Source organism: Streptomyces sp. NPDC026092 (assembly GCF_040638605.1).
In the GTDB taxonomy this organism is placed as follows: Bacteria; Actinomycetota; Actinomycetes; order Streptomycetales; family Streptomycetaceae; genus Streptomyces.
In genome coordinates this window covers 28143-53353 of record NZ_JBEZYN010000006.1, presented here as the reverse complement: position 1 = coordinate 53353, position 25211 = coordinate 28143, and the positions used below count along the sequence as shown (strand labels likewise).

The following is a 25211-nucleotide window of genomic DNA, read 5'->3' as shown; positions in this document are numbered from 1 at the left end:
GTCACCCAGCTCCTCGTCCGGCTCGCCATTCCGCCACCACCGTCTCCACGTCGAACGGCTTCAGGTTCAGCGGCGGGCCCGGGGGCGGGCGGTGGAGGGCCTCCGCGATCCTGGTGTTGATCTCGCCGAGGATCCGCCGCACCTGCGTCTCCGAGACGGCCTCGTCGATCGCCTCCCGCGCGTCCTCGGCATCCTTGCGGAGCGCCAGCGCCGGTGGGAGGACCGACGCGCCCTCGCGGTGCATCTTCTGCTTGATCCACCACAGCTCGTCGTACGGCGCGGTGTCGTCGGCCAGGGGTCTGCCGAAGCCGGCCAGCTTCCGGAACTCGCCGCGCTCGGCGGCCTCGCGGATCTGCTTGTCCACGAACGACTCGAAGCTGACTCCGGGCGGTTTCCGTTCGGTCATACGACCAGACTAAAAGCCGCACGGAGTAAAAGGCGGTCCGGACCAAAGGCAGGAGCCCCGCTCGTGCCCGAAGGCACGGAGCGGGGCTCCTTGGGTACTTCTCTAGCCGTGCGCGATCGCCGACCCGGGCAACTTAGGCCGGGGTGACGTTCTCCGCCTGCGGGCCCTTCGGACCCTGCGTGACGTCGAAGTTCACGACCTGGTTCTCCTCGAGGGAGCGGAACCCGGACGCGTTGATCGCGGAGTAGTGGACGAAGACATCCGGGCCGCCGCCGTCCTGGGCGATGAAGCCGAAGCCCTTTTCAGCGTTGAACCACTTGACGGTTCCGGTAGCCATAAGCCCTCCTTGGGCCAAAGGGTTGCCCTGCTCCAGAACCTGCAAACAAGTCTGAAAACTACAAAAGCCTGCGGGTCACATGCTCCGCAGGCTCTGTACTGCAAGGGAAACCAAACTGCAACTTGCGATGAGCGTAGCACGCAGGGTCTGCGACGCACTAGAGGGAAAGATCACGTCACCCACACGTTTGACGACCTTCTGACGTGCTGACGTTCGGAGCCCTGACGTGCCGACGTTCAGGGCCCACGCGCGCTGACGTTCAGGGCCACGCGCGCCGACCTTCGGCGCCACGCGCGCCCCGGCGATGTCCACCGTACGGGACGGGTCTAGCCTCGCGATGTGGACAATGCAACCGACGACCACCAGCGCAGCCGGCCCCGCGTCGGACACATCCAGTTCCTGAACTGTCTGCCCCTCTACTGGGGCCTGGCCCGCACGGGAACGCTCCTCGACCTGGAGCTGACCAAGGACACCCCGGAGAAGCTCAGCGAGCGGCTCGTGCGCGGCGACCTCGACATCGGGCCCATCACCCTCGTCGAGTACCTCCGCCACGCCGACGAGCTCGTCGCCCTGCCCGACATCGCCGTGGGCTGCGACGGGCCCGTGATGTCCTGCGTGATCGTCTCCCAGGGGCCGCTGGAGCGGCTAGACGGGGCGCGGGTGGCCCTCGGCTCCACCTCCCGTACCTCTGTACGGCTCGCCCAGCTGCTGCTCGCCGAGCAGTACGGCGTCCAGCCCGACTACTACACGTGCCCGCCCGACCTCGGGCTGATGATGCAGGAGGCCGACGCGGCCGTGCTCATCGGCGACGCGGCCCTGCGGGCCTCCCTGCACGACGCCCCGCGCCTCGGGCTCCAGGTCCACGACCTGGGGCTGATGTGGAAGGACTGGACGGGCCTGCCGTTCGTCTTCGCGGTCTGGGCGGCGCGCAAGGACTTCCTGGTCCGCGAGCCGGAGACCGTGCGCGAGGTCCACGAGGCGTTCCTCGCCTCGCGGGACCTGTCGCTCGTCGAGGTCACCAAGGTCGCGGAGCAGGCGGCGCGCTGGGAGTCCTTCGACGCCGAGCTGCTCGAGCGGTACTTCCGGACCCTGGACTTCCGGTTCGGCCCGGAGCAGCTGGCGGGGGTACGTGAGTTCGCCCGCAGGACCGGTCCGACGACCGGCTTCCCGGCGGACGTACGCGTGGAGCTGCTCGGCGCCCATCGAGACTGAGCGCCCACCGGGACTCAAGCGGCTGCGTGCGCGTCAGGGGGACGGGACCGGGCCCTGCATCTGCTCGCTGATCCAGGCGATCGAGCCGTCCCCCATGCCCCGGACGTACGTCTTCGCGTTGTGCGTGCCGTCCTGGATGACCTGGAGCCGGGTCTTCACCGGGCCCTTCGTGTAGTCCTTCACGAACTTCTTCAGGCTGCCCAGGCCGGACTCCTTCGTTCCGATCTGGAAGGCGAGGTAGACCCGGTTCTTCTCGGTGTCCGGCTTCGTGCCGAGCGCCTTGGCCAGCTTCTCCGGGTTGTTCGCCTGCCGCGCCGCCTCGTGCCCCGCCCACAGCGGCGAGTCGGGCACCGTGTCGGGGCCGGAGGCGATCACGGCCTTGAACCGGTCCGGGCGCTGCAGCACGGCCTTGAGTCCGGCGAAGCCGCCCGAGGACGAGCCCATGAATGCCCAGCCGTCACGGGACGCGAACGTACGGAAATTCGCCCGGACGAAATCGGGGACGTCCTCCGTGAGCCAGGTGCCCATTTTCGGCTGCCCCGGAATATCGCTTCCGTCGTAGTAGTACTTGTCGTCCGGGTTGAGCACAGGCATCACCACAATGAACGGAAGGCTCTTTCCCTCCTGCGACCACGAGCTGATGCTCGACTGGAGTTTGAGGTCCGTGCCCATCCAGTAATTCATCGGGTAGCCGTTTCCGCCCGGCAGCGCCACGAGGACCGGGAAGCCGCTCTTCGCGTACTTCGGGTCGAAATACTGCTTCGGCGCCCACACCCACACCTTGCCCGTGAAACCGGACTTCGCGCCGGAGAGCGTGGTGACGCCGATCTTGGTGCCGTCGTCCAGGGTGTTGGCCGTCGTGAAACTCGCCTTGGGGCCGGTGGGGAGAACCGTTTCGGGCCCGCCGCCGGTGCCCTTGCCCGCGCCGTCCTTGCCCGCGCCCCGGCCTGGGTCCTTCGCCTGTTGGCTCGTGTTCGTGTCACCCGTGGGGGTGTCGAACGTGAGTGGCGCGCCCTCGTCGGAGCAGCCGGTCACCAGGGCGGCCGCGGTGCCGAGAGCGAGGGCGGTGGCGAGGAACCTGGGGAGGCGGTTCATAGGGCGACTCCGGATGTTTCGGACGCGAAGGTCGATTACGGAACGGGCTACGGAAGGGAGGAGGGGCGTGGTGGGCGATCGGTTGGCTGGGTACCGTTCCGAATCGTGGTGATCCGGCCCACGGCTCGGCCCATGGTTCAACCCATGGCTCGGCCAACGGCTCGGCCCGCGGCTCGGCTCACGCTTCGGCCAACGGCTCGGCCCGCGGTTCGGGCTCCGCATCGGGGTACGGCCATCAGAGGTACGGCCATCTAGGGGGAGACATGCAGCCGCTCGACGCGGGGGAGCCCAGGACCATCGGCGCGTACCGGATCCTCGGCCGGCTCGGTGCCGGCGGGATGGGGCGCGTCTATCTGGCCCGTACGGAGGGCGGCAGGACCGTCGCCGTCAAGATCGTGCACCCGCACTTCGCCCTGGACGAGCAGTTCCGGGAGCGGTTCCGGCGCGAGGTGGCGGCCGCACGCCGGGTCGGCGGCCGGTGGACGGCGCCCGTCCTGGACGCGGACCCCGACGCGCCCGTCCCGTGGGTCGCGACCGGGTACGTCGCCGGGCCGACGCTCACCCGCGCCGTGGAGACGGCCGGGCCGCTGCCCGAGCACTCGGTACGGGCCCTGGGCGCCGGCCTCGCCGAGGCGCTCGCGGGCGTGCACGGGCTCGGCCTCGTCCACCGGGACGTGAAGCCGTCCAACGTGCTCGCCACCCTGGAGGGCCCCCGCCTCATCGACTTCGGCATCGCGCGGGCCACCGACGGCACGGCCTCGCTCACCGCGAGCGGGGTCTCCATCGGCTCGCCCGGCTACATGGCGCCCGAGCAGATCCTGGGCCACGGCGCGACCGGTGCGTCCGACGTCTTCTCGCTCGGCGCCGTCCTGGCGTTCGCGGCGAACGGCGCCCCGCCCTTCCCCGGCGACACCTCGGCGGCCCTGCTCTACAAGGTGGTCCACGAGGAGCCCGAACTGGGCGCGCTCTCGGGGGAGCTGCGCGACCTGGTGACGGCGTGTCTCGCGAAGACCCCGGAGGACCGCCCGACCCCGACCGCCCTCGCCGCCGCGCTCGCCCCGGCCGGGGCGGCGGCCCTGGTGGCGTCCGGCTGGCTGCCGCCCCGCCTCCTGGAGGAGATCAGCCGAACCGCCGTACGCCTCCTGGACATCGACGCGGCCCTCGACGAAGCGCCCGCCCCCGAGCACCCGTCGGGCCCGGTGCCGTTCACCGCCCCCTCCGTGGACGGGGGCCTGACCGGCCCGCCGTCGGGCGTCTTCGGCCCTCCGACCACCCCGCCGCCGCACCACGGCGTCTACGGCCCCCCGCCGGTCACACCCGCCACACCGGCCACGCCTGCCACAGGCCACCCGGCCGACGCCGTACCCACCGCCCCCGGCGAGCGGCGGGCGACCTTCGCCGTGGCGGGGCGGCGGGTGAGCTGCACGCTCGCTCTCGCCGTCGCGGGCGCACTCGCGGCCGTGACGCTCGGGGCCGGGTTCCTCTACGACCTGCTGCCCGGCGGCACCAGGGGCGACGACGCGGGCAGGAACGGCGGGACCGGGACCAGCTCGAAGCCCCCGGCGGCGACGGAACCGACGACCAAGGCCCCGACGAACCCCACGGAGAGCCGCACCCCCAGTCCCAGCCCCACCCCCACCGACGCGTCCCCCGTGGCCTCCGTCCCGGCCGCCTTCCTCGGTACCTGGACCGGGCCCACCACCGAGCGCAACGGCTCCCCGCACGGCGACTTCACCGCCGTCGTGACCAAGGGGCGTACCGGCGAGGACATCGTCCGTACCAGCCACACCATCAGCCTCCTGGGCACCACCGTCAGCTGCCACGGCATCGGCAGACTCAGCTCCGCCACGGCCGCCGAACTCAAGATCGCCGACCGCACCGACCCCGACCGCCCCGGCACCGAGGGCCTCTGCACCACCGGCACGTCCTCCTTCACGCTCACCCTCGGCGCCGACGGGACCCTGGCCTACCGCTCCGACGAGGAGGCCGCAGGCCGACCGACCGGCACCCTGCGGAAGTCCTGAGAAGTGCTGGCGTAGGCTGGTTCGGCCCGCCAAGAAGCAGCCCTAGGGCCTGTCCGGCGGATCAGGGTCGGACAGGCCCTAGAACCCCTCCGAAAGGGACGCACCCGGTGACCGAGAAGGCCGACCTCCAGTCCGTGCTCGACCGCGCCGCCGAGGGCGGCCGGATCACCCCCGAGGAGGCGCTCGACCTCTACCGCTCCGCGCCGCTGCACGCGCTGGGCGCGGCGGCCGACGCGGTGCGCCGCCGCCGGTACGCGGGGACCGAGCACATCGCGACGTACATCATCGAGCGGAACATCAACTACACGAACGTCTGCGTGACGGCGTGCAAGTTCTGCGCCTTCTACGCGCCGCCCAAGGACACCGCCAAGGGCTGGACCCGCGACCTCGACGACATCCTGCGCCGCTGCGCGGAGACAGTGGAGCTCGGCGGCACGCAGATCATGTTCCAGGGCGGGCACCACCCGGACTTCGGCGTCGAGTACTACGAGAAGCACTTCGCGGCCATCAAGAAGGACTTCCCGCAGCTGGTCATCCACTCCCTCGGCGCGTCCGAGGTCGAGCACATGGCCCGGATCTCCGGCGTCTCCGTCGAGGAGGCGATCACCCGGATCCACGCCGCCGGTCTCGACTCCTTCGCGGGCGCCGGCGCCGAGCTGCTCCCGGAGCGGCCGCGCAAGGCGATCGCCCCGCTCAAGGAGAGCGGCGAGCGGTGGCTGGAGATCATGGAGATCGCGCACAAGCTCGGTGTCGAGTCGACGTCCACGATGCTGATGGGCACGGGCGAGACGAACGCCGAGCGGATCGAGCACCTGCGGATGATCCGTGACACGCAGGACCGGACGGGTGGCTTCCGGGCCTTCATCCCGTACACGTACCAGCCGCAGAACAACAAGCTGCGCGGCCAGACGCAGGCCACGCTCTTCGAGTACCTGCGGATGATCGCGATCGCCCGTCTCTTCCTCGACAACGTCGCGCACATCCAGGGCTCGTGGCTGACCACGGGCAAGGAGATCGGCCAGCTGACGCTGCACTACGGCGCGGACGACCTCGGCTCGATCATGCTGGAGGAGAACGTCGTCTCCTCGGCGGGCGCCAAGCACCGCTCCAACCTGCGCGAGATGATCGACATGATCCGTACGGCGGACCGCGTGCCGGCGCAGCGCTCCACGACGTACGAGCACCTCGTCGTCCACGACGACCCGGCCAACGACCCGGTCGACGAGCGGGTCGCCTCGCACATCTCCTCCACCGCGATCGCGGGCGGTACGGCCCACCCGGAGCTGAAGCTCCTGGACGCCAACTGATGTGCCCGTGCTGACGATCCACGTCGCCGAGGCGTCGCCCGAGATCGCCGTCCTGGTCGACGGCGCGCGCCTCGCCGCCGTCGGCCCGTACGAGGACCTCGTCGCCGTCCGGCCCGAGGCACGGGTACGGCACTGGCCGGGCATCCTCACGCCCGGGCTGCTGAACCCGTACGCCCCCGAGCTGCTCGAAGGCACCTACCACCCGGACCCGCGGGAGGCCGAGGAGTTCGGCACCGAGCCGATCACGGGGGAGCGGGCACGGGCGATCTTCAGCGCCGACCCCGCGCGCCGGGGCGCCTCCGCGCGGCGCGGCGTGCAGCGGATGCTGGCGCACGGCACGGTCGCCGTCGCGGGTGAACTGCGCGGCCGGGCCGCCGTGGACGCGGTCCGCCGGGCCGGCCTCGCCGTCGGCCGGCGCCCCGAGGTCCTCCCGGGCCCGCCGTCCTTCTCGCCGGTCCCGCTCGTCCTCCTCCCGCGCCTGGCCCCGGGCGCCCCGGCCCGCTTCGCCGTCTTCGACGTCCCCGACCCGGCCACCCTCGTCCGCCGAGGAGCCTCGACCTGCGTGGCCACGGTCATCGAGGGCCGCCTGGTCCACCGCCGCCGGTAACGACGAGCGGCGCACGGGCCGGGCCCGCCCGTGGATCGGGCGGGGCGCCTGCGAGAATGGGCCGGTCCGTCCCAAACGAAGCCGTACCCGAGTCTGCGAGGCCGAACGCCAGTGACCCGCGCATCCCTGGACAAGCAGCCGCACGAAGTCGCCTCGATGTTCGACGACGTCGCGGCGAACTACGACCTCACCAACGACGTGCTCTCGCTCGGCCAGGACCGGCGCTGGCGCAAGGAGGTCGCCAAGGCGGTCGACGCCCGCCCCGCGCAGCGCGTCCTGGACCTCGCGGCCGGCACCGCGACCTCCTCGCAGCCCTTCGCCCGCGCGGGCGCGTACGTCGTCCCCTGCGACTTCTCGCTCGGCATGCTCCAGGTCGGCAAGAAGAAGCACCCGTGGATGCCGTTCACCGCCGGCGACGGCATGAACCTCCCCTTCCGCGACGACGTGTTCGACGCCGTCACCATCTCCTTCGGGCTGCGCAACATCCAGGACACCGAGGCCGCGCTGCGCGAGCTGTACCGCGTGACGAAGCCCGGCGGCCGGGTCGTGATCTGCGAGTTCTCGCACGCCACCTGGGCGCCGTTCCGCACGGTGTACGAGGAATACCTGATGCGCGCCCTCCCGCCGGTGGCCCGCGCGATCTCCTCCAACCCGGACGCGTACGTCTACCTCGCCGAGTCCATCCGGTCCTGGCCCGACCAGCCGACCCTCGCCGGCCTGCTCCGGAAGGCGGGCTGGTCGAAGGTCGCCTGGCGCAACCTCTCGGGCGGCATCGTCGCCCTCCACCGGGGCTTCAAGCCGTAGGGGTGTCCGGGCCCGGATGCCCTGAACCGCCCCCAATAGACTGCAACCGACTGCCTCCACCTCGACCTTCGGGAGACCCCGCCGTGACCGAGCAGCCCCTCTCCGAGCACAGCGCTGATGTGATCGTCGTCGGGGCGGGCCCGGCCGGTTCGACGACCGCGTACTACCTCGCCAAGGCCGGACTCGACGTCCTGCTCCTGGAGAAGACCGCGTTCCCCCGCGAGAAGGTCTGCGGCGACGGGCTCACGCCCCGTGCCACCAAGCAGCTCGTCTCCATGGGGATCGACATCTCCGAGGAGGCCGGCTGGCTGCGTAACAAGGGCCTGCGCATCATCGGCGGCGGCGTCCGGCTCCAGCTCGACTGGCCCGACCTCGCCTCGTACCCGGACTACGGACTCGTCCGCAAGCGCGACGACTTCGACGAGCAGCTCGCGCGCCAGGCGCAGAAGGCCGGCGCGCGGCTGTACGAGCGCTGCAACGTCGGCGCGCCGATCATCGACGACCGCACCGGCCGCATCACCGGCGTCACCGCCAAGCTCGGCGAGGAGAAGCGCGAGGTCACCTTCCACGCGCCGCTCGTCGTCGCCGCCGACGGCAACTCGACCCGGCTCTCGCTCGCGATGGGCCTGCACCGGCGCGAGGACCGGCCGATGGGCGTGGCGGTACGGACGTACTTCACCAGTCCCCGCCACGACGACGACTACCTGGAGTCCTGGCTGGAGCTGTGGGACCGGCGCGGCCCGCAGGACCGGCTGCTTCCCGGCTACGGCTGGATCTTCGGCATGGGCGACGGCACGTCCAACGTCGGCCTCGGCATCCTCAACTCCTCCTCCGCCTTCCGTGAGCTGGACTGGCGCGAGGTCCTCAAGGCCTGGTGCGCCTCGATGCCGGAGGACTGGGGCTACACCCCGGAGAACATGACGACCCCGATCCGCGGGGCCGCGCTGCCGATGGCCTTCAACCGCCAGCCGCACTACACCAAGGGCCTGCTGCTCGTCGGTGACGCGGGCGGCCTGGTCAACCCGTTCAACGGCGAGGGCATCGCGTACGCCATGGAGTCCGGCCAGATCGCGGCCGACGTCATCGTCCAGGCGCACGCCCGCGCGACCCCGGCCCAGCGCGAACTGGCCCTGCACAACTACCCGAAGATCCTCAAGGACACCTACGGCGGGTACTACACGCTCGGCCGCGCCTTCGTGAAGATCATCGGCAACCCGAAGATCATGAAGATCGCGACCCAGCGCGGTCTGTCCCACCCGGTCCTGATGAAGTTCACGCTGAAGATGCTCGCGAACCTGACCGACCCGACCGGCGGCGACGCGATGGACCGCATCATCAACGGTCTCTCGAAGGTGGCCCCGAAGGCCTGAACGCCCGCCGGTAGTCCGACGGGGAGACCCCGACGGTACGGGTGAAGTGGTGGCGCAGGTTCGCCGCCGTACCGAGCCCGCTGTGGTCGCCGATCTGCTCCACCGGCAGATCGGTCGACTCCAGGAGCGTCTGGGCGCGCGCGACCCGCTGCTGGAGCAGCCACTGCAGCGGCGTGGTCCCGTACGCCTCCCGCACCCGGCGGTGGAAGGTGCGCGGTGACATCCGGGCGCGCAGCGCGAGCCCCTCCACGGTCAGCGGCTCGGCCAGGTGCTCGGTCGCCCACTGCAGTACGGGTCCCAGGCTGTCGCCGTCGGCGGGCGGCACCGGGGCCTCGATGAACTGGGCCTGGCCGCCGGTGCGGTGGGCCGGGACGACCAGCCGCCGGGCGAGCTGGCCGGCGACGGTCGCGCCGAGGTCCTTGCGGGCGAGGTGCAGGCAGAGGTCGAGCGCGGCGGTGGCCCCGGCGCTCGTCAGGACCGTTCCCTCGTCGGTGTAGAGGACCGAGTCGTCCACGATCACCTCGGGGTACCGGGCGGCGAGCTGCGCGGTGTGCTGCCAATGGGCGGTGGCACGGCGGCCGTCGAGCAGCCCGGCGGCGGCGAGCGCGAACGCGCCGGTGCACAGGGAGACCATCCGCGCCCCGGACGCGGCGGCCGCGCGCAGCGCCTCGACGAGGTCGGCCGGCACGTCCTCGCCGTCGTCCACGACGGCTTCGGGCACGGACGGCACGATGACCGTGTCCGCGCCGACGAGCCCGTCGAGGCCGTGGTCCGTACGGACGGAGAAGACGCCCGCGCCGCCCGCCTCCCCGCACAGCCGCAGCGTGTACCAGGGGTCGGCGAGGTCGGGGTGGGGGACGCCGAAGACCGTGGCGGCGATGGAGAGTTCGTACAGCTCCCAGAGCGAGGTGCCGACCCGCTGGTCCGGTACGACGGCGATGGCGACGGCCCCTGTGGTCATGGCGCCGACCCTACGGCAGGAATTTTGCGGGCATCGTCGGTCCTGCCACTGTCGGCCGGATTCCGCCGCTGCGAGCGTGGACGTCATGAACAAGCCGAACGTCACCGTCGTCGGCCTCGGGCAGATGGGCTTCGCCCTCGCCGACGCCTTCCTCACCGCGGGCCACCCCACCACCGTCTGGAACCGTACGGAGGGCAAGGCCGACGCCCTCGTCGCCCGGGGCGCCACCCGCGCCGCCACCGTCGCCGAGGCGGCCGAGGCGAGCGATCTCGTCGTGGTCTGCGTCCTCGACTACGCGGCCGTCCGCGAACTCCTCGCCCCCGTGGCCGGATCGCTCCGCGGCCGGGCCCTGGTCAACCTCACGAGCGGCTCCCCGGAGCAGGCCCGGGGGGAGGCGGAATGGGCGGCGGAGCACGGCATCGGCTACCTGGACGGCGGCATCATGACGACCCCGCCGGGGGTCGGCGACAGCGCCAACATGATCCTGTACGCGGGCTCGCCCGCCCTGCTCGCCGAGCACCGGGCGACCCTGGAGGTGCTCGGCGACCCGGTCGACCTCGGCCAGGACGCGGGGCTCGCCTCGCTGTACGACGCCGGGCTGCTCGGGCTCATGTGGTCGGTCTTCGGCGGCTGGCTGCACGCCACGGCCCTCGCCGGCGCGGACGGGGTCGCGGCCAAGGACTTCACCGCGCTCGCCAACCGCTGGCTGAAGACCGTCTCCTGGTTCATGACGGGGTACGCCGAGCAGATCGACGCGGGGGAGTACCCGGGGGCCGACGCCACGATCGACGTCCAGGTGGCGGCGATCGGGCACCTGCTGCACGCGGCGGAGGCGCGCGGCGTCGACAACCGGCTGCCCGAGCTGCATCTGGAGCTGATGCGGCGCGCGGTCGACGCGGGGCACGGCGGGGACAGCTACGCCCGGATCATCGAGGTGTTCCGGGGCAGGTAGGGCGAAACGTCACGTGCACGCGAAAGCCGTCACTCCCCCGAGGAGTGACGGCTTTTCGACGCGTGGACGATCAGGGGCTGATCAGAGGATGCGGACCGCGCCCGACGGGGTGTCCCAGTCGAGGGAGCGCTCGACGACACCGGTCGACGGGTTCTGCGCGCCGACGTACTTGCCGCCGCCCACGTAGATGGCCACGTGGTACGAGCCGCTGCGGGAGCCCCAGTACAGGATGTCGCCCGGCTGGAGGTTGCTCAGCGAGACGGACGTGCCCATGGACGACTGGTCGCCGGAGATCCGGGGCAGGTCGATGCCGGCCTGGCGGTACGCGGCCTGGACGAGGCCCGAGCAGTCCCACGAGTTGGGGCCGGTGCCGCCACGGACGTAGGCGTCGCCGACCTGGGCGCGGGCGAAGGCCACGATCGCGGCGGCGGAGCCGGTGGGCGCCTGGGTGTTGCTGCTGGACGAGGAGCCGCTGTCCGAGGACGCCGAGGAGCCCGAGTCGGAGAGCTGGGTGCGCGTCTGGGTGCGGGAGGCGCGCTCGCGCTCCTCCGCACGGGCCTTCTCCGCCTTCTCGGCGGCGGCCTTGCGGTCGGCGTCGGCCTTGGCCTTCTTCGCGTCCTTGGCGGCCTTCTCGAGGGCGATCCTCTCCTGCGTCTGCAGGCTGAGGTCCAGGGCCTCCTGCTGGGACGCCTCGGCCGAGGCGGAGACGGCGCTCGCCAGGTCGGTGTCGAGGGATCCGAGCGTGGGCATCTCGATGGTCTCGGTCACCGGCTCGGCATTCGCCGGCCCGGCAGCACCGGCCACCGCGATGGTGCTGAGGACGCCACCGGCAACTCCGGCACGGAGCGCGAGCTTCGAGGCGCTGCGGCGGGGCTTCCGGTGGCTGGGTATGTGAGCGGTCTGGGACATGAGTACAACCGCTATCAGGGCTTCACGGTTCCCTTCAAGAAACGTGGGTTGCGCCACAGTTACGTTCGGAACCACCTAATCCGCTTATCTGGCGGCCTTATTGACGCCGTAACGGACAATACGGGCATGCGTCATCCGGCCCTTGATCACGGGTTTTCCGCGAAACGTCCGAATTGACCGCCGCTTACCACCTCTTCACACCGTTGGCCAAGCCCCGATTTCTCCGGGGCTTTTCAGTGTGGTGCAGGTCACATCCCGGGTCCACGAGGCGGGCGGTCGGCTCGTGAATCGGTGCACACGTCCACTTCGCTCCCGCCGACCCCTCGACCGGGCGACGGGCCGCTCCTTTATCACCCGGCCGGAGTCCATCGCCAATTTGCCTGTAGATGCCACCTCTTGGTAGTGCGGCACGTCCCCGACCAGGGGTTTCCGGTCCGGATGTCACATCTGGTGATCACCTGGGTGCTTCGAGTGCCAAGATCACCGCTCATCCGACTTCATGATCCTTCGTCAGGTGGTGGAGATCACAAAGTCCTTGGCGTACCCCGTGTCGCAGATCACAGAGGGGCGGGCATAAGATGCGGGGCAGCCAGGCTTGTGAACTGCCTCACATGGGGGCGATCTTCGCGGCCCGGTAGTGCGGTCCAACGGTCAAGGACGACTGGAAGGAGCGAGGAGCGTGAATGCGTACGCGCCCATCCTCGTGCTCGGTGCCCTGGGTGCGGGGTTTGCGATCTTCTCCGTGGTCATGGCCACGCTAATCGGCCCAAAGCGGTACAACAGGGCAAAACTTGAGGCGTACGAGTGCGGTATCGAACCGACGCCCACTCCGGCCGGAGGCGGCCGCTTCCCCATCAAGTACTACCTGACGGCGATGCTCTTCATCGTCTTCGACATCGAGATCGTCTTCCTCTACCCCTGGGCCGTCACCTTCGACGCCCTGGGGCTTTTCGGGCTCGTGGAGATGCTGCTCTTCGTGCTCACCGTCTTCGTCGCCTACGCCTATGTGTGGCGGCGCGGCGGCCTGGAATGGGACTGAGGGGCTGAGGGGCACCTATGGGACTCGAAGAGAAGCTGCCGAGCGGCTTTCTGCTGACGACGGTCGAACAGGCCGCGGGCTGGGTGCGCAAGTCATCCGTCTTCCCCGCCACCTTCGGCCTCGCGTGCTGCGCCATCGAGATGATGACGACCGGCGCCGGCCGCTACGACCTGGCGCGCTTCGGCATGGAGGTCTTCCGCGGCTCGCCGCGCCAGGCCGATCTGATGATCGTCGCGGGCCGGGTCAGCCAGAAGATGGCGCCGGTCCTGCGGCAGGTCTACGACCAGATGCCCAACCCCAAGTGGGTCATCTCCATGGGGGTTTGCGCGTCTTCGGGCGGAATGTTCAACAATTACGCGATTGTGCAGGGCGTTGACCACATTGTGCCGGTTGACATCTATTTGCCGGGTTGCCCGCCGCGCCCGGAGATGCTGATGGACGCGATCCTCAAGCTCCACCAGAAGATCCAGACCTCCAAGCTCGGCGTGAACGCCGAGGAGGCGGCCCGCGAGGCGGAGGAAGCGGCGCTCAAGGCGCTGCCGACCATCGAGATGAAGGGGCTCCTCCGTTGAGCGACGAGACTCCCAACCCCGAGAAGGAGCTCTCCGGGCAGAACCTTCCGGGCCAGCGCGGGGAGCACGGTGAGGAGGTCCGCGTCCAGCGCGGGATGTTCGGCGCCAACAACGGCGGCGACACCTCCGGCTACGGCGGCCTCGTCCGCTCCGTACGCCTGCCCGGCGCGGCCACCCGCCCCTACGGCGGCTGGTTCGACGAGGTCGCCGACGAACTGGAGGGCGCGCTCGACGAGCAGGGGCTCCTGCCGGAGAACGCGATCGAGAAGACGGTCGTCGACCGCGACGAGCTGACCTTCCACATCGCCCGCGAGCACCTCGTCCGCGTCGCCCGCACGCTGCGCGACGACCCGGCCCTGCGCTTCGAGCTCTGTACGGGCGTCTCCGGCGTCCACTACCTCGGTGACAAGGGCCGCGAGCTGCACGCCGTCTACCACCTGCGCTCGCTCACCCACGGCCGGCTGATCCGCCTGGAGGTGTCCGCCCCGGACGCCGACCCGCACATCCCGTCGCTCGTCGCGGTCTACCCGACGAACGACTGGCACGAGCGCGAGACGTACGACTTCTTCGGCATCGTCTTCGACGGCCACCCCGCCCTCACCCGGATCATGATGCCGGACGACTGGCAGGGCTTCCCGCAGCGCAAGGACTACCCCCTCGGCGGCATCGCCGTCGAGTACAAGGGCGCCCAGATCCCGGCTCCTGACCAGCGGAGGTCGTACTCGTGAACACCCCCTCTGCATCCCCCCGCGAGACGACCGAAGGCACCGTCTACACCGTCACCGGCGGCGACTGGGAAGAGGTCGTCGAGTCCGCCGCCAAGGCGGACGACGAGCGCATCATCGTCAACATGGGCCCCCAGCACCCGTCCACGCACGGTGTGCTCCGGCTGATCCTGGAGATCGACGGCGAGACCGTCACCGAGGCCCGCTGCGGCATCGGCTACCTCCACACCGGCATCGAGAAGAACCTCGAGTTCCGGAACTGGACGCAGGGCACCACCTTCGTCACGCGCATGGACTACCTCACCTCGTTCTACAACGAGACGGCGTACTGCCTGGGCGTCGAGAAGCTGCTCGGCATCACCGACCAGATCCCGGACCGCGCCAGCGTCATCCGCGTGCTCCTCATGGAGCTCAACCGGCTCTCCTCCCACCTGGTGTGCATCGCCACCGGCGGCATGGAGCTGGGCGCCACCACGATCATGATCTACGGCTTCCGGGACCGCGAGATGATCCTGGACCTGTACGAGCTGATCACCGGACTGCGCATGAACCACGCGTTCATCCGCCCCGGTGGCCTCGCCCAGGACCTCCCGCCCGGCGCCGTCGACGCCGTGCGCGAGTTCGTGAAGACCATGAAGAAGAACCTGCCGGAGTACGACAAGCTCGCCACCGGCAACCCCATCTTCAAGGCCCGCATGCAGGACGTCGGCTACCTCGACCTCACCGGCTGCATGGCGCTCGGCGCCACCGGACCGATCCTGCGCTCCGCGGGCCTCCCGCACGACCTGCGCAAGACCGACCCGTACTGCGGCTACGAGACCTACGAGTTCGACGTCCCGACCGCCGACACCTGCGACTCCTACGGACGCTTCCTCGTCCGCCTGGAGGAGATGCGGCAGTCGCTCAGGATCGTCGAGCAGTGCCTGGACCGTCTCCGGCCCGCCGGTCAGGAGCCGGACCCGGTCATGGTCGGCGACAAGAAGATCGCCTGGCCCGCGCAGCTCGCGCTCGGCCCGGACGGACTCGGCAACTCCCTCGACCACATCAAGAAGATCATGGGCACCTCCATGGAGGCCCTGATCCACCACTTCAAGCTGGTCACCGAGGGCTTCCGGGTCCCGGCCGGACAGGCCTACGCGGCCGTCGAGTCGCCCAAGGGCGAACTGGGCGTGCACGTCGTCTCCGACGGCGGCACCCGCCCCTACCGGGTCCACTTCCGCGACCCGTCCTTCACCAACCTGCAGGCCATGGCGGCCATGTGCGAAGGCGGCCAGGTCGCCGACGTCATCGTCGCCGTCGCGTCCATCGACCCCGTGATGGGAGGCGTCGACCGATGACGGACGGACAGACCAGTCTCGGGATGCCCCAGCTCCCCGCCCCCGACTACCCGGCCGAGGTACGCGCCCGGCTGGAGGCGGACGCCAAGGAGATCATCGCCCGCTACCCGGGGTCCCGCTCCGCGCTCCTGCCGCTGCTGCACCTCGTGCAGGCGGAGGAGGGCCATGTCACCCGCACCGGCATGAAGTTCTGCGCCGAGATCCTCGGCCTGACCACCGCCGAGGTCACCGCGGTCGCCACCTTCTACACGATGTACCGGCGCAAGCCCTCCGGCGACTACCAGGTCGGGGTCTGCACCAACACGCTCTGCGCGGTCATGGGCGGCGACGCCATCTTCGAGGAGCTCAAGGAGCACCTCGGCGTCGGCAACAACGAGACGACCGAGGACGGCAAGGTCACGCTGGAGCACATCGAGTGCAACGCGGCCTGCGACTTCGCGCCCGTGATGATGGTCAACTGGGAGTTCTTCGACAACCAGACACCCGACTCCGCGAAGAGGATCGTCGACGACCTGAGGGCCGGACGCCCCGTCGAACCGACGCGCGGCGCGCCCCTGTGCACGTACAAGGAGACCGCCCGCATCCTGGCCGGCTTCCCCGACGAGCGCGAGGGGGCCGTCGAGGCCACCGGAGGGGCCGGCCCGGCCTCGCTCGTCGGGCTGCGGCTTGCCAAGGGCGAAGCCCCGCACCACAAGATCGTCCACCCGCGCGGCGAATCGGCCAGTGGGGAGGGGGAGTGATGACCTTGGCAGCCGAGATCAACAACAGCAGCCCCGAGAAGCTTCTCGCGCCGGTCCTTTCGGCGTTCTGGGACCAGCCCGACTCCTGGACCCTGGAGACGTACAAGAGGCACGAGGGGTACGAGGGCCTGCGCAAGGCCCTCGCGATGACGCCCGACGAGGTCATCGCGTACGTCAAGGACTCCGGTCTGCGCGGCCGCGGCGGCGCCGGCTTCCCCACCGGGATGAAGTGGCAGTTCATCCCGCAGGGCGACGGCAAGCCGCACTACCTCGTCGTCAACGCAGACGAGTCCGAGCCGGGCACCTGCAAGGACATCCCGCTCCTCTTCGCCAACCCGCACTCCCTCATCGAGGGAATGATCATCGCCTGCTACGCGATCCGCTCCGAGCACGCGTTCATCTATCTGCGCGGCGAGGTCGTGCCCGTCCTGCGCCGCCTGCACGAGGCGGTGCGCGAGGCGTACGAGGCCGGCTACCTCGGCCAGGACGTCCTCGGCAGCGGCCTGAACCTCGAACTCACCGTGCACGCGGGCGCCGGCGCGTACATCTGCGGCGAGGAGACCGCCCTGCTCGACTCGCTCGAAGGACGGCGCGGCCAGCCCCGGCTGCGTCCCCCCTTCCCCGCGGTCGCCGGTCTGTACGCGTGCCCCACTGTGGTGAACAACGTCGAGTCCATCGCGTCCGTTCCCGCGATCATGAACCGGGGCAAGGACTGGTTCAAGTCGATGGGCAGCGAGAAGTCCCCGGGCTTCACGCTCTACTCGCTCAGCGGGCACGTCACCACGCCGGGCCAGTACGAGGCCCCGCTCGGGATCACGCTGCGCCAGCTCCTCGACATGAGCGGCGGGATGCGGGCGGGCCACCGGCTGAAGTTCTGGACCCCGGGCGGCTCCTCCACCCCGATGTTCACCGACGAGCACCTCGACGTCCCGCTCGACTACGAGGGCGTGGGCGCGGCCGGCTCGATGCTCGGCACCAAGGCGCTCCAGTGCTTCGACGAGACCACGTGCGTGGTCCGCGCGGTGACCCGCTGGACCGAGTTCTACGCCCACGAGTCCTGTGGCAAGTGCACGCCGTGCCGTGAAGGCACGTACTGGCTCGTGCAGTTGCTCCGCGACATCGAGGCCGGCAAGGGCGTGATGTCCGACCTCGACAAGCTGAACGACATCGCCGACAACATCAACGGCAAGTCGTTCTGCGCGCTCGGTGACGGCGCCGCCTCCCCGATCTTCTCCTCGCTGAAGTACTTCCGCGAGGAGTACGAGCAGCACATCACCGGCCGGGGCTGCCCCTTCGACCCGGCCAAGTCGACCGCCTGGGCGGACAACCACAAGGAGGTGACGGCATGACGGTCACCACGGCCGGCCCCGCCGGAGGCGGTTCGGCTCCCGTACCGCCCGAGGACCTCGTCACGCTGACCATCGACGGCGCCGAGATCTCCGTCCCCAAGGGGACCCTGGTCATCCGCGCCGCCGAGCAGCTCGGCATCGAGATCCCGCGGTTCTGCGACCACCCGCTCCTCGACCCGGCCGGCGCCTGCCGGCAGTGCATCGTCGAGGTCGAGGGCCAGCGCAAGCCGATGGCCTCCTGCACCATCACCTGCACGGACGGCATGGTGGTGAAGTCCCAGCTGACCTCCCCGGTCGCCGAGAAGGCCCAGCACGGTGTGATGGAGCTGCTGCTCATCAACCACCCGCTGGACTGCCCGGTCTGCGACAAGGGCGGCGAGTGCCCGCTGCAGAACCAGGCGATGTCCCACGGACAGTCCGAGTCCCGCTTCGAGGGCCACAAGCGGACCTACGAGAAGCCGGTACCGATCTCCACGCAGGTGCTGCTCGACCGCGAGCGGTGCGTGCTCTGCGCGCGCTGCACCCGGTTCTCCAACCAGGTCGCGGGCGACCCGATGATCGAGCTGATCGAGCGCGGCGCGCTCCAGCAGGTCGGCACGGGCGAGGGCGACCCGTTCGAGTCGTACTTCTCCGGGAACACCATCCAGATCTGCCCGGTCGGCGCGCTGACCTCGGCCGCGTACCGGTTCCGCTCCCGCCCCTTCGACCTCGTCTCCTCGCCGAGCGTCTGCGAGCACTGCGCGGGCGGCTGCGCCACGCGCACGGACCACCGGCGCGGCAAGGTCATGCGGCGGCTCGCGGCGGACGACCCGGAGGTCAACGAGGAGTGGGTGTGCGACAAGGGGCGCTTCGCGTTCCGGTACGCCCAGCAGCGTGACCGGCTGACCACTCCGCTGGTACGGAACGCGGAGACGGGCGCTCTCGAACCCGCCTCCTGGCCGGAGGCCCTCGAGGCGGCGGCGCGCGGACTCGTCCGGGGCCGTACCGGCGTCCTGGCCGGCGGCCGGCTGACCGTCGAGGACTCCTACGCGTACGCCAAGTTCGCCCGGGTCGCCCTCGACACCAACGACGTCGACTTCCGGGCCCGGGTCCACTCCAGCGAGGAGGCCGACTTCCTGGCCTCGCAGGTCGCGGGACGTGGCCGGGACCTGGACGGCACAGGGGTCACGTACACCTCGCTCGAAGCCGCCCCGGCGGTGCTGCTCGTCGGCTTCGAGTCCGAGGAGGAGGCGCCCGGCGTCTTCCTGCGGCTGCGCAAGGCCTGGCGCAAGCACGGCCAGAAGACCTACGCGGTGGCCGCGTTCGCGACCCGGGGCCTGGAGAAGGCGGGCGGCACGCTGCTTCCCGCCGCGCCCGGCACCGAGACCGAGTGGCTGGACGCGCTCACCTCGCGGGTCGGCCTCGACGAGGCCGGTACGCGCGCGGCGGAGGCGCTCCGCCAGGACGGCGCGGTCCTCGTGGTCGGCGAGCGGCTCGCCGCCGTACCGGGCGGGCTCACCGCCGCCGTACGGACGGCGACGGCGACCGGTGCGAAGCTGGTGTGGATCCCGCGCAGGGCCGGCGAGCGCGGCGCTCTCGAAGCCGGCGCGATCCCCACGCTGCTGCCCGGCGGCCGCCCCGCGACCGACCCCCGCGCGCGTGAGGAGGTCGCGGCCGCCTGGGGCGTACGCGACCTGCCGCACGGCTACGGCCGCGACACCGGTCAGATCGTCGAGGCCGCGGCCACCGGCGAACTGGGCGCGCTGCTCGTCGGCGCCGTCGAACTCCGCGACCTGCCGGACCCGGCACGCGCGCGTGAGGCGCTCGACGCGGCGTTCGTGGTCTCCCTGGAGCTGCGGCCGAGCGAGGTCACCGAGCGGGCCGACGTGGTCCTGCCGGTCGCCGCGGTCGCCGAGAAGCCCGGCACCTTCCTCAACTGGGAGGGCAGGGCACGGCTCTTCGAGGCCGCGCTCAAGCCCGAGCAGATGACCCGGACGCTGCCGCCGGCCGACGTGCGCGTGCTCCACATGCTCGCCGACGCCCTCGACGCCCACCTGGCCCTGCCCGACCTGCGCTCGGTCCGCCGTGAGCTGGACCGGCTCGGCGGCTGGGACGGCCGGCGGGCCTCCGAGCCCACCGAGCCCGCACAGCCCGCGCCCCGCCCGGGCGAGGGCGAGGCGGTCCTCGCCGGACACCGGCTCCTGCTCGACCTCGGCCGCCTCCAGGAGGGCGACACCGCGCTCGCGGGCACCCGCCACGCGGCGGTCGCCCGGCTCTCGGCCACGACCGCGGAGGAGACCGGCGTCAAGGACGGCGACCTCCTCGCGGTCACCGGACCGGCGGGCTCCACGCACTTCCCGCTCCAGGTGACCGAGATGCCCGACCGCGTGGTCTGGCTCCCGCTCAACTCCGAGGCGGGCGGCGTCCTCTCCGACACGGGCGCCCACCCGGGCGACCTGGTCCGCATCGGCGCAGCGACGACGGAGGTGCAGGCATGACCACGCTGCTCGCCGCGGAAGACCTCTCCATGTTCGGGACGGACCCCTGGTGGCTCGTCGCGATCAAGGCGGTCTTCTGCTTCGCCTTCCTCATGGTCACCGTGCTCTTCTCCATCGTGTGGGAGCGCAAGGTCGTCGCCTGGATGCAGCTGCGCATCGGGCCCAACCGGCACGGCCCCTGGGGTTTCCTCCAGTCCCTCGCGGACGGCATCAAGCTGATGCTGAAGGAGGACGTCGTCGTCAAGCGCGCCGACAAGGTCGTCTACATCCTCGCGCCGATCATCGCCGCCGCCCCCGCGTTCATGGCGATCGCCGTGATCCCGTTCGGCCCGGCCGGCAACGAGGTCTCGATCTTCGGCCACCGCACCACGATGCAGCTCACCGACCTGCCGATCGCGATGCTGTACGTCCTCGCGATCGCCTCCGTCGGCATCTACGGCATCGTGCTCGCCGGCTGGTCCTCCGGCTCCACGTACCCGCTCCTCGGCGGCCTGCGCTCCTGCGCCCAGATGATCTCCTACGAGATCGCCATGGGCGCCGCGTTCGCCTCCGTCTTCCTCTACTCCGGGTCGATGTCGACCTCGGCGATCGTCGAGGCGCAGGCGGACCGCTGGTTCGTCATCCTGCTGCCGGTCTCGTTCATCATCTACATCGTCACGATGGTCGGCGAGACCAACCGCGCCCCCTTCGACATGCCGGAGTCCGAGGGCGACCTCGTCGGCGGCTTCAACACCGAGTACTCCTCCATCAAGTTCGCGATGTTCATGCTCGCCGAGTACGTGAACATGGTGACGGTCTCCGCCGTCTCCGTGACGCTCTTCCTCGGCGGCTGGCGCGCCCCGTACCCGATCTCCACCTTCTGGGAGGGCGCGAACCACGGCTGGTGGCCGATGCTCTGGTTCATCCTCAAGGTGCAGCTGCTGCTCTTCTTCTTCATCTGGCTGCGCGGCACGCTGCCCCGCGTCCGCTACGACCAGCTGATGAAGCTCGGCTGGAAGGTCCTCATCCCGGTCTCGGTGCTCTGGCTGATGCTGGTCGCCACCGTGCGGGCCCTGCGCAACGAGAACTTCGCGTTCCAGACGATCGTGCTCTACGTCGCCGGAGCCGTGATCGCCGTCCTGCTGCTCTCCTTCGTCGCCGACATGTTCCGCGACCGGCGGGCGGGCGGCGGCGAGGTGGGGGCCGAGGACGAGCCGCCGTTCGACCCGATGGCCGGCGGGTTCCCCGTACCGCCGAAGCCCGGACAGTCCCTGCCGCCCGTGCCGCGGCGCAGGTCGCGCCAGGACCGCGACCTGGTTGTCAGTGGTGCCCCGGATACTGCTACTGCGAGTGAGGGAAAGGAGACGGACGGTGTCTGATTTCCAGAATCCGGTGGCCGGCTTCGGCGTGACCTTCAAGGCCATGTTCAAGAAGCGGCTCACCGAGCAGTACCCGGAGGAGCGCAAGACGACGGCGCCGCGCTTCCACGGCCGGCACCAGCTCAACCGTCATCCGGACGGACTTGAGAAGTGCGTGGGCTGCGAGCTGTGCGCCTGGGCCTGCCCCGCGGACGCCATCTACGTGGAGGGCGCGGACAACACCGAGGAGGAGCGCTACTCCCCGGGCGAGCGCTACGGCCGCGTCTACCAGATCAACTACGCCCGCTGCATCCTGTGCGGACTGTGCATCGAGGCCTGCCCCACGCGGGCGCTGACGATGACGAACGAGTTCGAACTGGCCGACTCCTCCCGCGAGAACCTGATCTACACCAAGGAGCAGCTCCTCGCGGGCCTTGAGGAGGGCATGGTCGACTCGCCGCACTCGATCTTCCCGGGCATGGACGAGCAGGACTACTACCGGGGCCTGGTCACCGAGGCCGCCCCGGGCACGGTCCAGCAGGTCGCCACGTCCAAGGGGGAGAAGGGCGAGCCGGAAGAGGTGGACGCGTGAACGCCACCCTCGCGGCGTACGAGACGTCCGGCGGCGAGGCCTTCCAGTTCTGGGTCCTCGGCACCGTCGCCGTGATCGGCGCCCTCGCCACCGTCCTGATGAAGAAGGCCATGCACAGCGCGCTGTCGCTGGCCGGCACGATGATCATCCTGGCGGTCTTCTACCTCGCCAACGGCGCGTACTTCCTCGGCATCGTCCAGATCGTCGTCTACACCGGCGCGATCATGATGCTCTTCCTCTTCATCGTCATGCTCGTCGGCGTCACCGCCGCGGACTCGCTGAAGGAGACCATCAAGGGCCAGCGCTGGTGGGCCGCCGCCTGCGGGCTCGGCTTCGGCATCCTGCTGATCGCCGGCATCGGCCAGGCCTCCCTGACCGAGTTCAACGGCCTGGGCGCGGCCAACGGCGCGTACGGCGGGAACGTGGAGGGTCTCGCGGCCCTGATCTTCACCAAGTACGTCTTCGCCTTCGAGATCACCGGCGCGCTGCTCATCACCGCGGCCGTCGGCGCCATGGTCCTCACCCACCGCGAGCGCACCGAACGGGCCCGCACCCAGCGGGAGCTGTCGGAGCAGCGCGTACGGGAAGGCAAGCACGTGCCGCCGCTGCCCGCGCCGGGTGTCTACGCCCGGCACAACGCGGTGGACATCGCCGGTCTCCTGCCCGACGGCACCCCGTCCGAGCTGACCGTGATGCAGACGCTGCGCAAGCGCGGCCAGGTCCGCGACGTGTCCGGCGAGGCGCTGGCCGACCTGAAGGCGCTGGAGCAGCGCTCGGAGGAGCGGCTCGGGCGCACGCGGGACGAGCTCGACCGGGCCGAGCGCGACCGGGCCGATGAGGAGGCCTCCCGATGAACCCCGTGAACTACCTGTACCTCGCCGCCCTGTTGTTCACCATCGGCGCGGCCGGTGTGCTGATCCGGCGGAACGCGATCGTGGTCTTCATGTGCGTCGAGCTGATGCTCAACGCCTGCAACCTCGCGTTCGTCGCCTTCTCCCGGATGCACGGCAACCTCGACGGCCAGATCATCGCCTTCTTCACGATGGTCGTCGCCGCCGCGGAGGTCGTGGTCGGGCTCGCGATCATCGTGTCGCTGTTCCGTTCCCGCCACTCGGCCTCGGTCGACGACGCCAGCCTGATGAAGCTGTAAGGGGCTGAATTGTGGACAACCTGATCGCTCTGCTCATCGCGGCGCCCCTGCTCGGAGCGGCCGTCCTGCTGTGCGGCGGGCGCCGCCTGGACAAGGTCGGGCCGCTGCTCGGCACGGCGCTCGCGGCGACCTCCTTCGTCATCGGCGCCGTCCTCTTCGCCGACATGCTCGGCAAGAGCGCCGACGACCGGGCCCTGTACCAGAACCTGTGGACCTGGATCCCGGTCGAGGGCTTCCAGGCGGACATCGCCTTCCAGCTCGACCAGCTGTCGATGACGTTCGTGCTGCTGATCACCGGCGTCGGCTCGCTGATCCACGTGTACTCGATCGGGTACATGGAGCACGACGAGCGCAAGCGCCGCTTCTTCGGCTATCTGAACCTGTTCCTCGCGGCGATGCTCCTGCTGGTCCTCGCCGACAACTACCTGCTGCTCTACTTCGGCTGGGAGGGCGTCGGCCTCGCCTCGTACCTCCTGATCGGCTTCTGGCAGCACAAGCCCAGCGCGGCCACCGCCGCGAAGAAGGCCTTCCTGGTCAACCGGGTCGGCGACATGGGCCTTTCGATCGCCATCATGATCATGTTCACCACCTTCGGGACCTTCGCCTTCGGGCCGGTCCTGGAGGCGACCGGTGAGACGAGCGAGGGCACGCTGACGGCGATCGGCCTGATGCTGCTGCTCGCCGCCTGCGGCAAGTCGGCCCAGGTGCCGCTGCAGTCCTGGCTCGGGGACGCCATGGAGGGCCCGACCCCGGTCTCGGCCCTCATCCACGCGGCCACCATGGTCACCGCCGGTGTCTATCTGATCGTCCGCTCCGCCGACATCTTCAACGCCGCCCCGGACGCCCAGCTCGTGGTCGTCGTGGTCGGCGCGGTCACGCTCCTCTTCGGTGCGATCGTCGGTTGCGCGAAGGACGACATCAAGAAGGCCCTGGCCGGCTCGACGATGTCGCAGATCGGCTACATGATCCTGGCGGCGGGCCTCGGCCCGATCGGCTACGTCTTCGCGATCATGCACCTGGTCACGCACGGCTTCTTCAAGGCCGGGCTCTTCCTCGGCGCCGGTTCGGTCATGCACGGCATGAACGACGAGGTCGACATGCGGCGTTACGGCGGCCTGCGGACGTACATGCCGGTCACCTTCATCACCTTCGGCCTCGGCTATCTGGCGATCATCGGCTTCCCCGGTCTGTCCGGCTTCTTCTCCAAGGACAAGATCATCGAGGCGGCCTTCGCCAAGGGCGGCACCGAGGGCTGGATCCTCGGCGCGGTCACCCTGCTGGGCGCGGCCATCACCGCGTTCTACATGACCCGCGTGATGCTGATGACCTTCTTCGGCGAGAAGCGCTGGCAGCCCGACGAGAAGGGCGAGCTGCCGCACCCGCACGAGTCGCCGCGGTCCATGACCGTCCCGATGATCCTGCTGGCCGTCGGCTCGGTGGCCGCGGGTGGCTTCTTCTCCCTCGGCGACCGGTTCATCAACTGGCTGAAGCCGGTGACCGAGTTCGAGCACGGTCACCCGCCGATCAGCGCCGGGGCCATCACCACGGCCACCGTCGCCGTCATGGTGCTCGGCGTCGGGCTCGCCTACCTCCAGTACGGACGCAGGCCCGTCCCGGTCACCGCCCCGCGCGGCTCGCTGCTCACCCGGGCCGCCCGCCGCGACCTGCTCCAGGACGACTTCAACCACGCCGTCTTCGTGACGGGCGGCACGCACCTCACCCGCTCGCTCGTCTACGTCGACCACACCCTGGTCGACGGGGTCGTCAACGGCACCGCCGCCTCGGTCGGCGGTCTGTCCGGCCGGCTGCGCAAGCTGCAGAACGGCTACGCCCGCACCTATGCGGTCTCCATGTTCGGAGGTACGGCGGTGCTGATCGCCGCGACCCTGCTGATGAGGGCGGTGTAACT

The 25211-nt window shown here is 70.3% G+C and carries 24 protein-coding genes; 19 read left to right on the top strand and 5 right to left on the bottom strand.

Annotation, left to right across the window (positions count from 1 at the left end):
• Position 1: 1 nt before the first annotated feature.
• The gene (locus tag AB0F56_RS11565; RefSeq protein ID WP_362007085.1) at positions 2-406 is read right to left on the bottom strand and encodes a DUF1992 domain-containing protein; all 405 of its coding nucleotides are present in this window, start codon (positions 404-406) and stop codon (positions 2-4) included.
• Positions 407-539: 133 nt separating this feature from the next.
• A complete protein-coding gene (locus AB0F56_RS11560; protein ID WP_003967102.1) occupies positions 540-743 on the bottom strand; it encodes a cold-shock protein in 204 nt (67 codons plus the stop codon).
• A 339-nt stretch (positions 744-1082) separates the two neighbouring features.
• Here AB0F56_RS11560 and AB0F56_RS11555 point away from each other — a divergent pair, with 339 nt between their 5' ends.
• Positions 1083-1955 carry a menaquinone biosynthesis protein gene (locus AB0F56_RS11555; RefSeq protein ID WP_362007082.1) on the top strand — a complete coding sequence of 291 codons (873 nt, stop codon included), beginning with the start codon at positions 1083-1085 and terminating at the stop codon, positions 1953-1955.
• Between the two features lie 33 nt (positions 1956-1988).
• Here the strand turns inward: AB0F56_RS11555 and AB0F56_RS11550 are convergent, their stop codons facing one another.
• Positions 1989-3050 carry an alpha/beta hydrolase-fold protein gene (locus AB0F56_RS11550; protein ID WP_362007079.1) on the bottom strand — a complete coding sequence of 354 codons (1062 nt, stop codon included), beginning with the start codon at positions 3048-3050 and terminating at the stop codon, positions 1989-1991.
• Positions 3051-3313: 263 nt separating this feature from the next.
• On the opposite strand from AB0F56_RS11550, the gene AB0F56_RS11545 reads away from it, so the two are divergent.
• The 5 genes from AB0F56_RS11545 (at position 3314) to AB0F56_RS11525 (ending at position 9162) form a co-directional block, all read left to right on the top strand.
• Positions 3314-5074, top strand: a complete 1761-nt coding sequence (locus AB0F56_RS11545) for a serine/threonine-protein kinase (protein ID WP_362007076.1) — start codon at positions 3314-3316, stop codon at positions 5072-5074.
• Between the two features lie 107 nt (positions 5075-5181).
• Entirely contained in the window at positions 5182-6381 is a 1200-nt protein-coding gene (gene mqnC / locus AB0F56_RS11540; RefSeq protein ID WP_362007074.1) for a cyclic dehypoxanthinyl futalosine synthase, read from the top strand.
• 7 nt (positions 6382-6388) lie between these two features.
• On the top strand, positions 6389-6988 hold the full coding sequence (locus tag AB0F56_RS11535) for a hypothetical protein (protein WP_362007071.1): 600 nt from the start codon (positions 6389-6391) through the stop codon (positions 6986-6988).
• Positions 6989-7099: 111 nt separating this feature from the next.
• The gene (locus AB0F56_RS11530) at positions 7100-7792 is read left to right on the top strand and encodes a demethylmenaquinone methyltransferase (protein WP_362007069.1); all 693 of its coding nucleotides are present in this window, start codon (positions 7100-7102) and stop codon (positions 7790-7792) included.
• An 83-nt stretch (positions 7793-7875) separates the two neighbouring features.
• Positions 7876-9162 carry a geranylgeranyl reductase family protein gene (locus tag AB0F56_RS11525; RefSeq protein ID WP_362007066.1) on the top strand — a complete coding sequence of 429 codons (1287 nt, stop codon included), beginning with the start codon at positions 7876-7878 and terminating at the stop codon, positions 9160-9162.
• Here the strand turns inward: AB0F56_RS11525 and AB0F56_RS11520 are convergent.
• Positions 9128-10123: a helix-turn-helix domain-containing protein gene (locus tag AB0F56_RS11520; RefSeq protein ID WP_362007064.1), complete on the bottom strand. Its 996-nt coding sequence runs from the start codon at positions 10121-10123 to the stop codon at positions 9128-9130. The genes AB0F56_RS11525 and AB0F56_RS11520 overlap by 35 nt on opposite strands.
• A gap of 85 nt (positions 10124-10208) precedes the next feature.
• Here AB0F56_RS11520 and AB0F56_RS11515 point away from each other — a divergent pair, with 85 nt between their 5' ends.
• Positions 10209-11075 carry an NAD(P)-binding domain-containing protein gene (locus AB0F56_RS11515; RefSeq protein ID WP_362007061.1) on the top strand — a complete coding sequence of 289 codons (867 nt, stop codon included), beginning with the start codon at positions 10209-10211 and terminating at the stop codon, positions 11073-11075.
• Between the two features lie 81 nt (positions 11076-11156).
• Here the strand turns inward: AB0F56_RS11515 and AB0F56_RS11510 are convergent, their stop codons facing one another.
• Entirely contained in the window at positions 11157-11984 is an 828-nt protein-coding gene (locus AB0F56_RS11510; protein ID WP_362007058.1) for a C40 family peptidase, read from the bottom strand.
• 679 nt (positions 11985-12663) lie between these two features.
• Here AB0F56_RS11510 and AB0F56_RS11505 point away from each other — a divergent pair.
• Genes AB0F56_RS11505 through nuoL form a run of 12 tightly spaced genes read left to right on the top strand, consistent with a single transcriptional unit; the run spans position 12664 to position 25209 of the window.
• Positions 12664-13023 (top strand): NADH-quinone oxidoreductase subunit A, encoded by a 360-nt coding sequence (locus AB0F56_RS11505; RefSeq protein WP_030494815.1) that lies wholly within the window; start codon positions 12664-12666, stop codon positions 13021-13023.
• A gap of 17 nt (positions 13024-13040) precedes the next feature.
• Entirely contained in the window at positions 13041-13595 is a 555-nt protein-coding gene (locus tag AB0F56_RS11500) for an NADH-quinone oxidoreductase subunit B (RefSeq protein ID WP_010041554.1), read from the top strand.
• On the top strand, positions 13592-14323 hold the full coding sequence (locus tag AB0F56_RS11495) for an NADH-quinone oxidoreductase subunit C (RefSeq protein WP_362007054.1): 732 nt from the start codon (positions 13592-13594) through the stop codon (positions 14321-14323). Before AB0F56_RS11500 ends, AB0F56_RS11495 begins: the two co-directional genes overlap by 4 nt.
• Positions 14320-15657, top strand: a complete 1338-nt coding sequence (locus tag AB0F56_RS11490; RefSeq protein ID WP_362007052.1) for an NADH-quinone oxidoreductase subunit D — start codon at positions 14320-14322, stop codon at positions 15655-15657. The genes AB0F56_RS11495 and AB0F56_RS11490 overlap by 4 nt, the downstream gene beginning before the upstream one ends.
• On the top strand, positions 15654-16397 hold the full coding sequence (nuoE, locus tag AB0F56_RS11485) for an NADH-quinone oxidoreductase subunit NuoE (protein ID WP_362007049.1): 744 nt from the start codon (positions 15654-15656) through the stop codon (positions 16395-16397). Before AB0F56_RS11490 ends, nuoE begins: the two co-directional genes overlap by 4 nt.
• Positions 16397-17746, top strand: a complete 1350-nt coding sequence (nuoF, locus tag AB0F56_RS11480) for an NADH-quinone oxidoreductase subunit NuoF (RefSeq protein WP_362007046.1) — start codon at positions 16397-16399, stop codon at positions 17744-17746. The genes nuoE and nuoF overlap by 1 nt, the downstream gene beginning before the upstream one ends.
• Positions 17743-20223: an NADH-quinone oxidoreductase subunit G gene (locus AB0F56_RS11475; RefSeq protein ID WP_362007043.1), complete on the top strand. Its 2481-nt coding sequence runs from the start codon at positions 17743-17745 to the stop codon at positions 20221-20223. Before nuoF ends, AB0F56_RS11475 begins: the two co-directional genes overlap by 4 nt.
• A complete protein-coding gene (gene nuoH, locus AB0F56_RS11470; protein WP_362007041.1) occupies positions 20220-21581 on the top strand; it encodes an NADH-quinone oxidoreductase subunit NuoH in 1362 nt (453 codons plus the stop codon). Before AB0F56_RS11475 ends, nuoH begins: the two co-directional genes overlap by 4 nt.
• On the top strand, positions 21574-22152 hold the full coding sequence (nuoI, locus tag AB0F56_RS11465) for an NADH-quinone oxidoreductase subunit NuoI (RefSeq protein ID WP_362007038.1): 579 nt from the start codon (positions 21574-21576) through the stop codon (positions 22150-22152). Before nuoH ends, nuoI begins: the two co-directional genes overlap by 8 nt.
• The gene (locus AB0F56_RS11460; RefSeq protein WP_362007035.1) at positions 22149-23006 is read left to right on the top strand and encodes an NADH-quinone oxidoreductase subunit J; all 858 of its coding nucleotides are present in this window, start codon (positions 22149-22151) and stop codon (positions 23004-23006) included. The genes nuoI and AB0F56_RS11460 overlap by 4 nt, the downstream gene beginning before the upstream one ends.
• Positions 23003-23302 (top strand): NADH-quinone oxidoreductase subunit NuoK, encoded by a 300-nt coding sequence (gene nuoK, locus AB0F56_RS11455; RefSeq protein WP_069927518.1) that lies wholly within the window; start codon positions 23003-23005, stop codon positions 23300-23302. Before AB0F56_RS11460 ends, nuoK begins: the two co-directional genes overlap by 4 nt.
• 11 nt (positions 23303-23313) lie before the next feature.
• Positions 23314-25209 carry an NADH-quinone oxidoreductase subunit L gene (gene nuoL, locus AB0F56_RS11450; RefSeq protein WP_362007033.1) on the top strand — a complete coding sequence of 632 codons (1896 nt, stop codon included), beginning with the start codon at positions 23314-23316 and terminating at the stop codon, positions 25207-25209.
• Positions 25210-25211 lie beyond the last annotated feature (2 nt).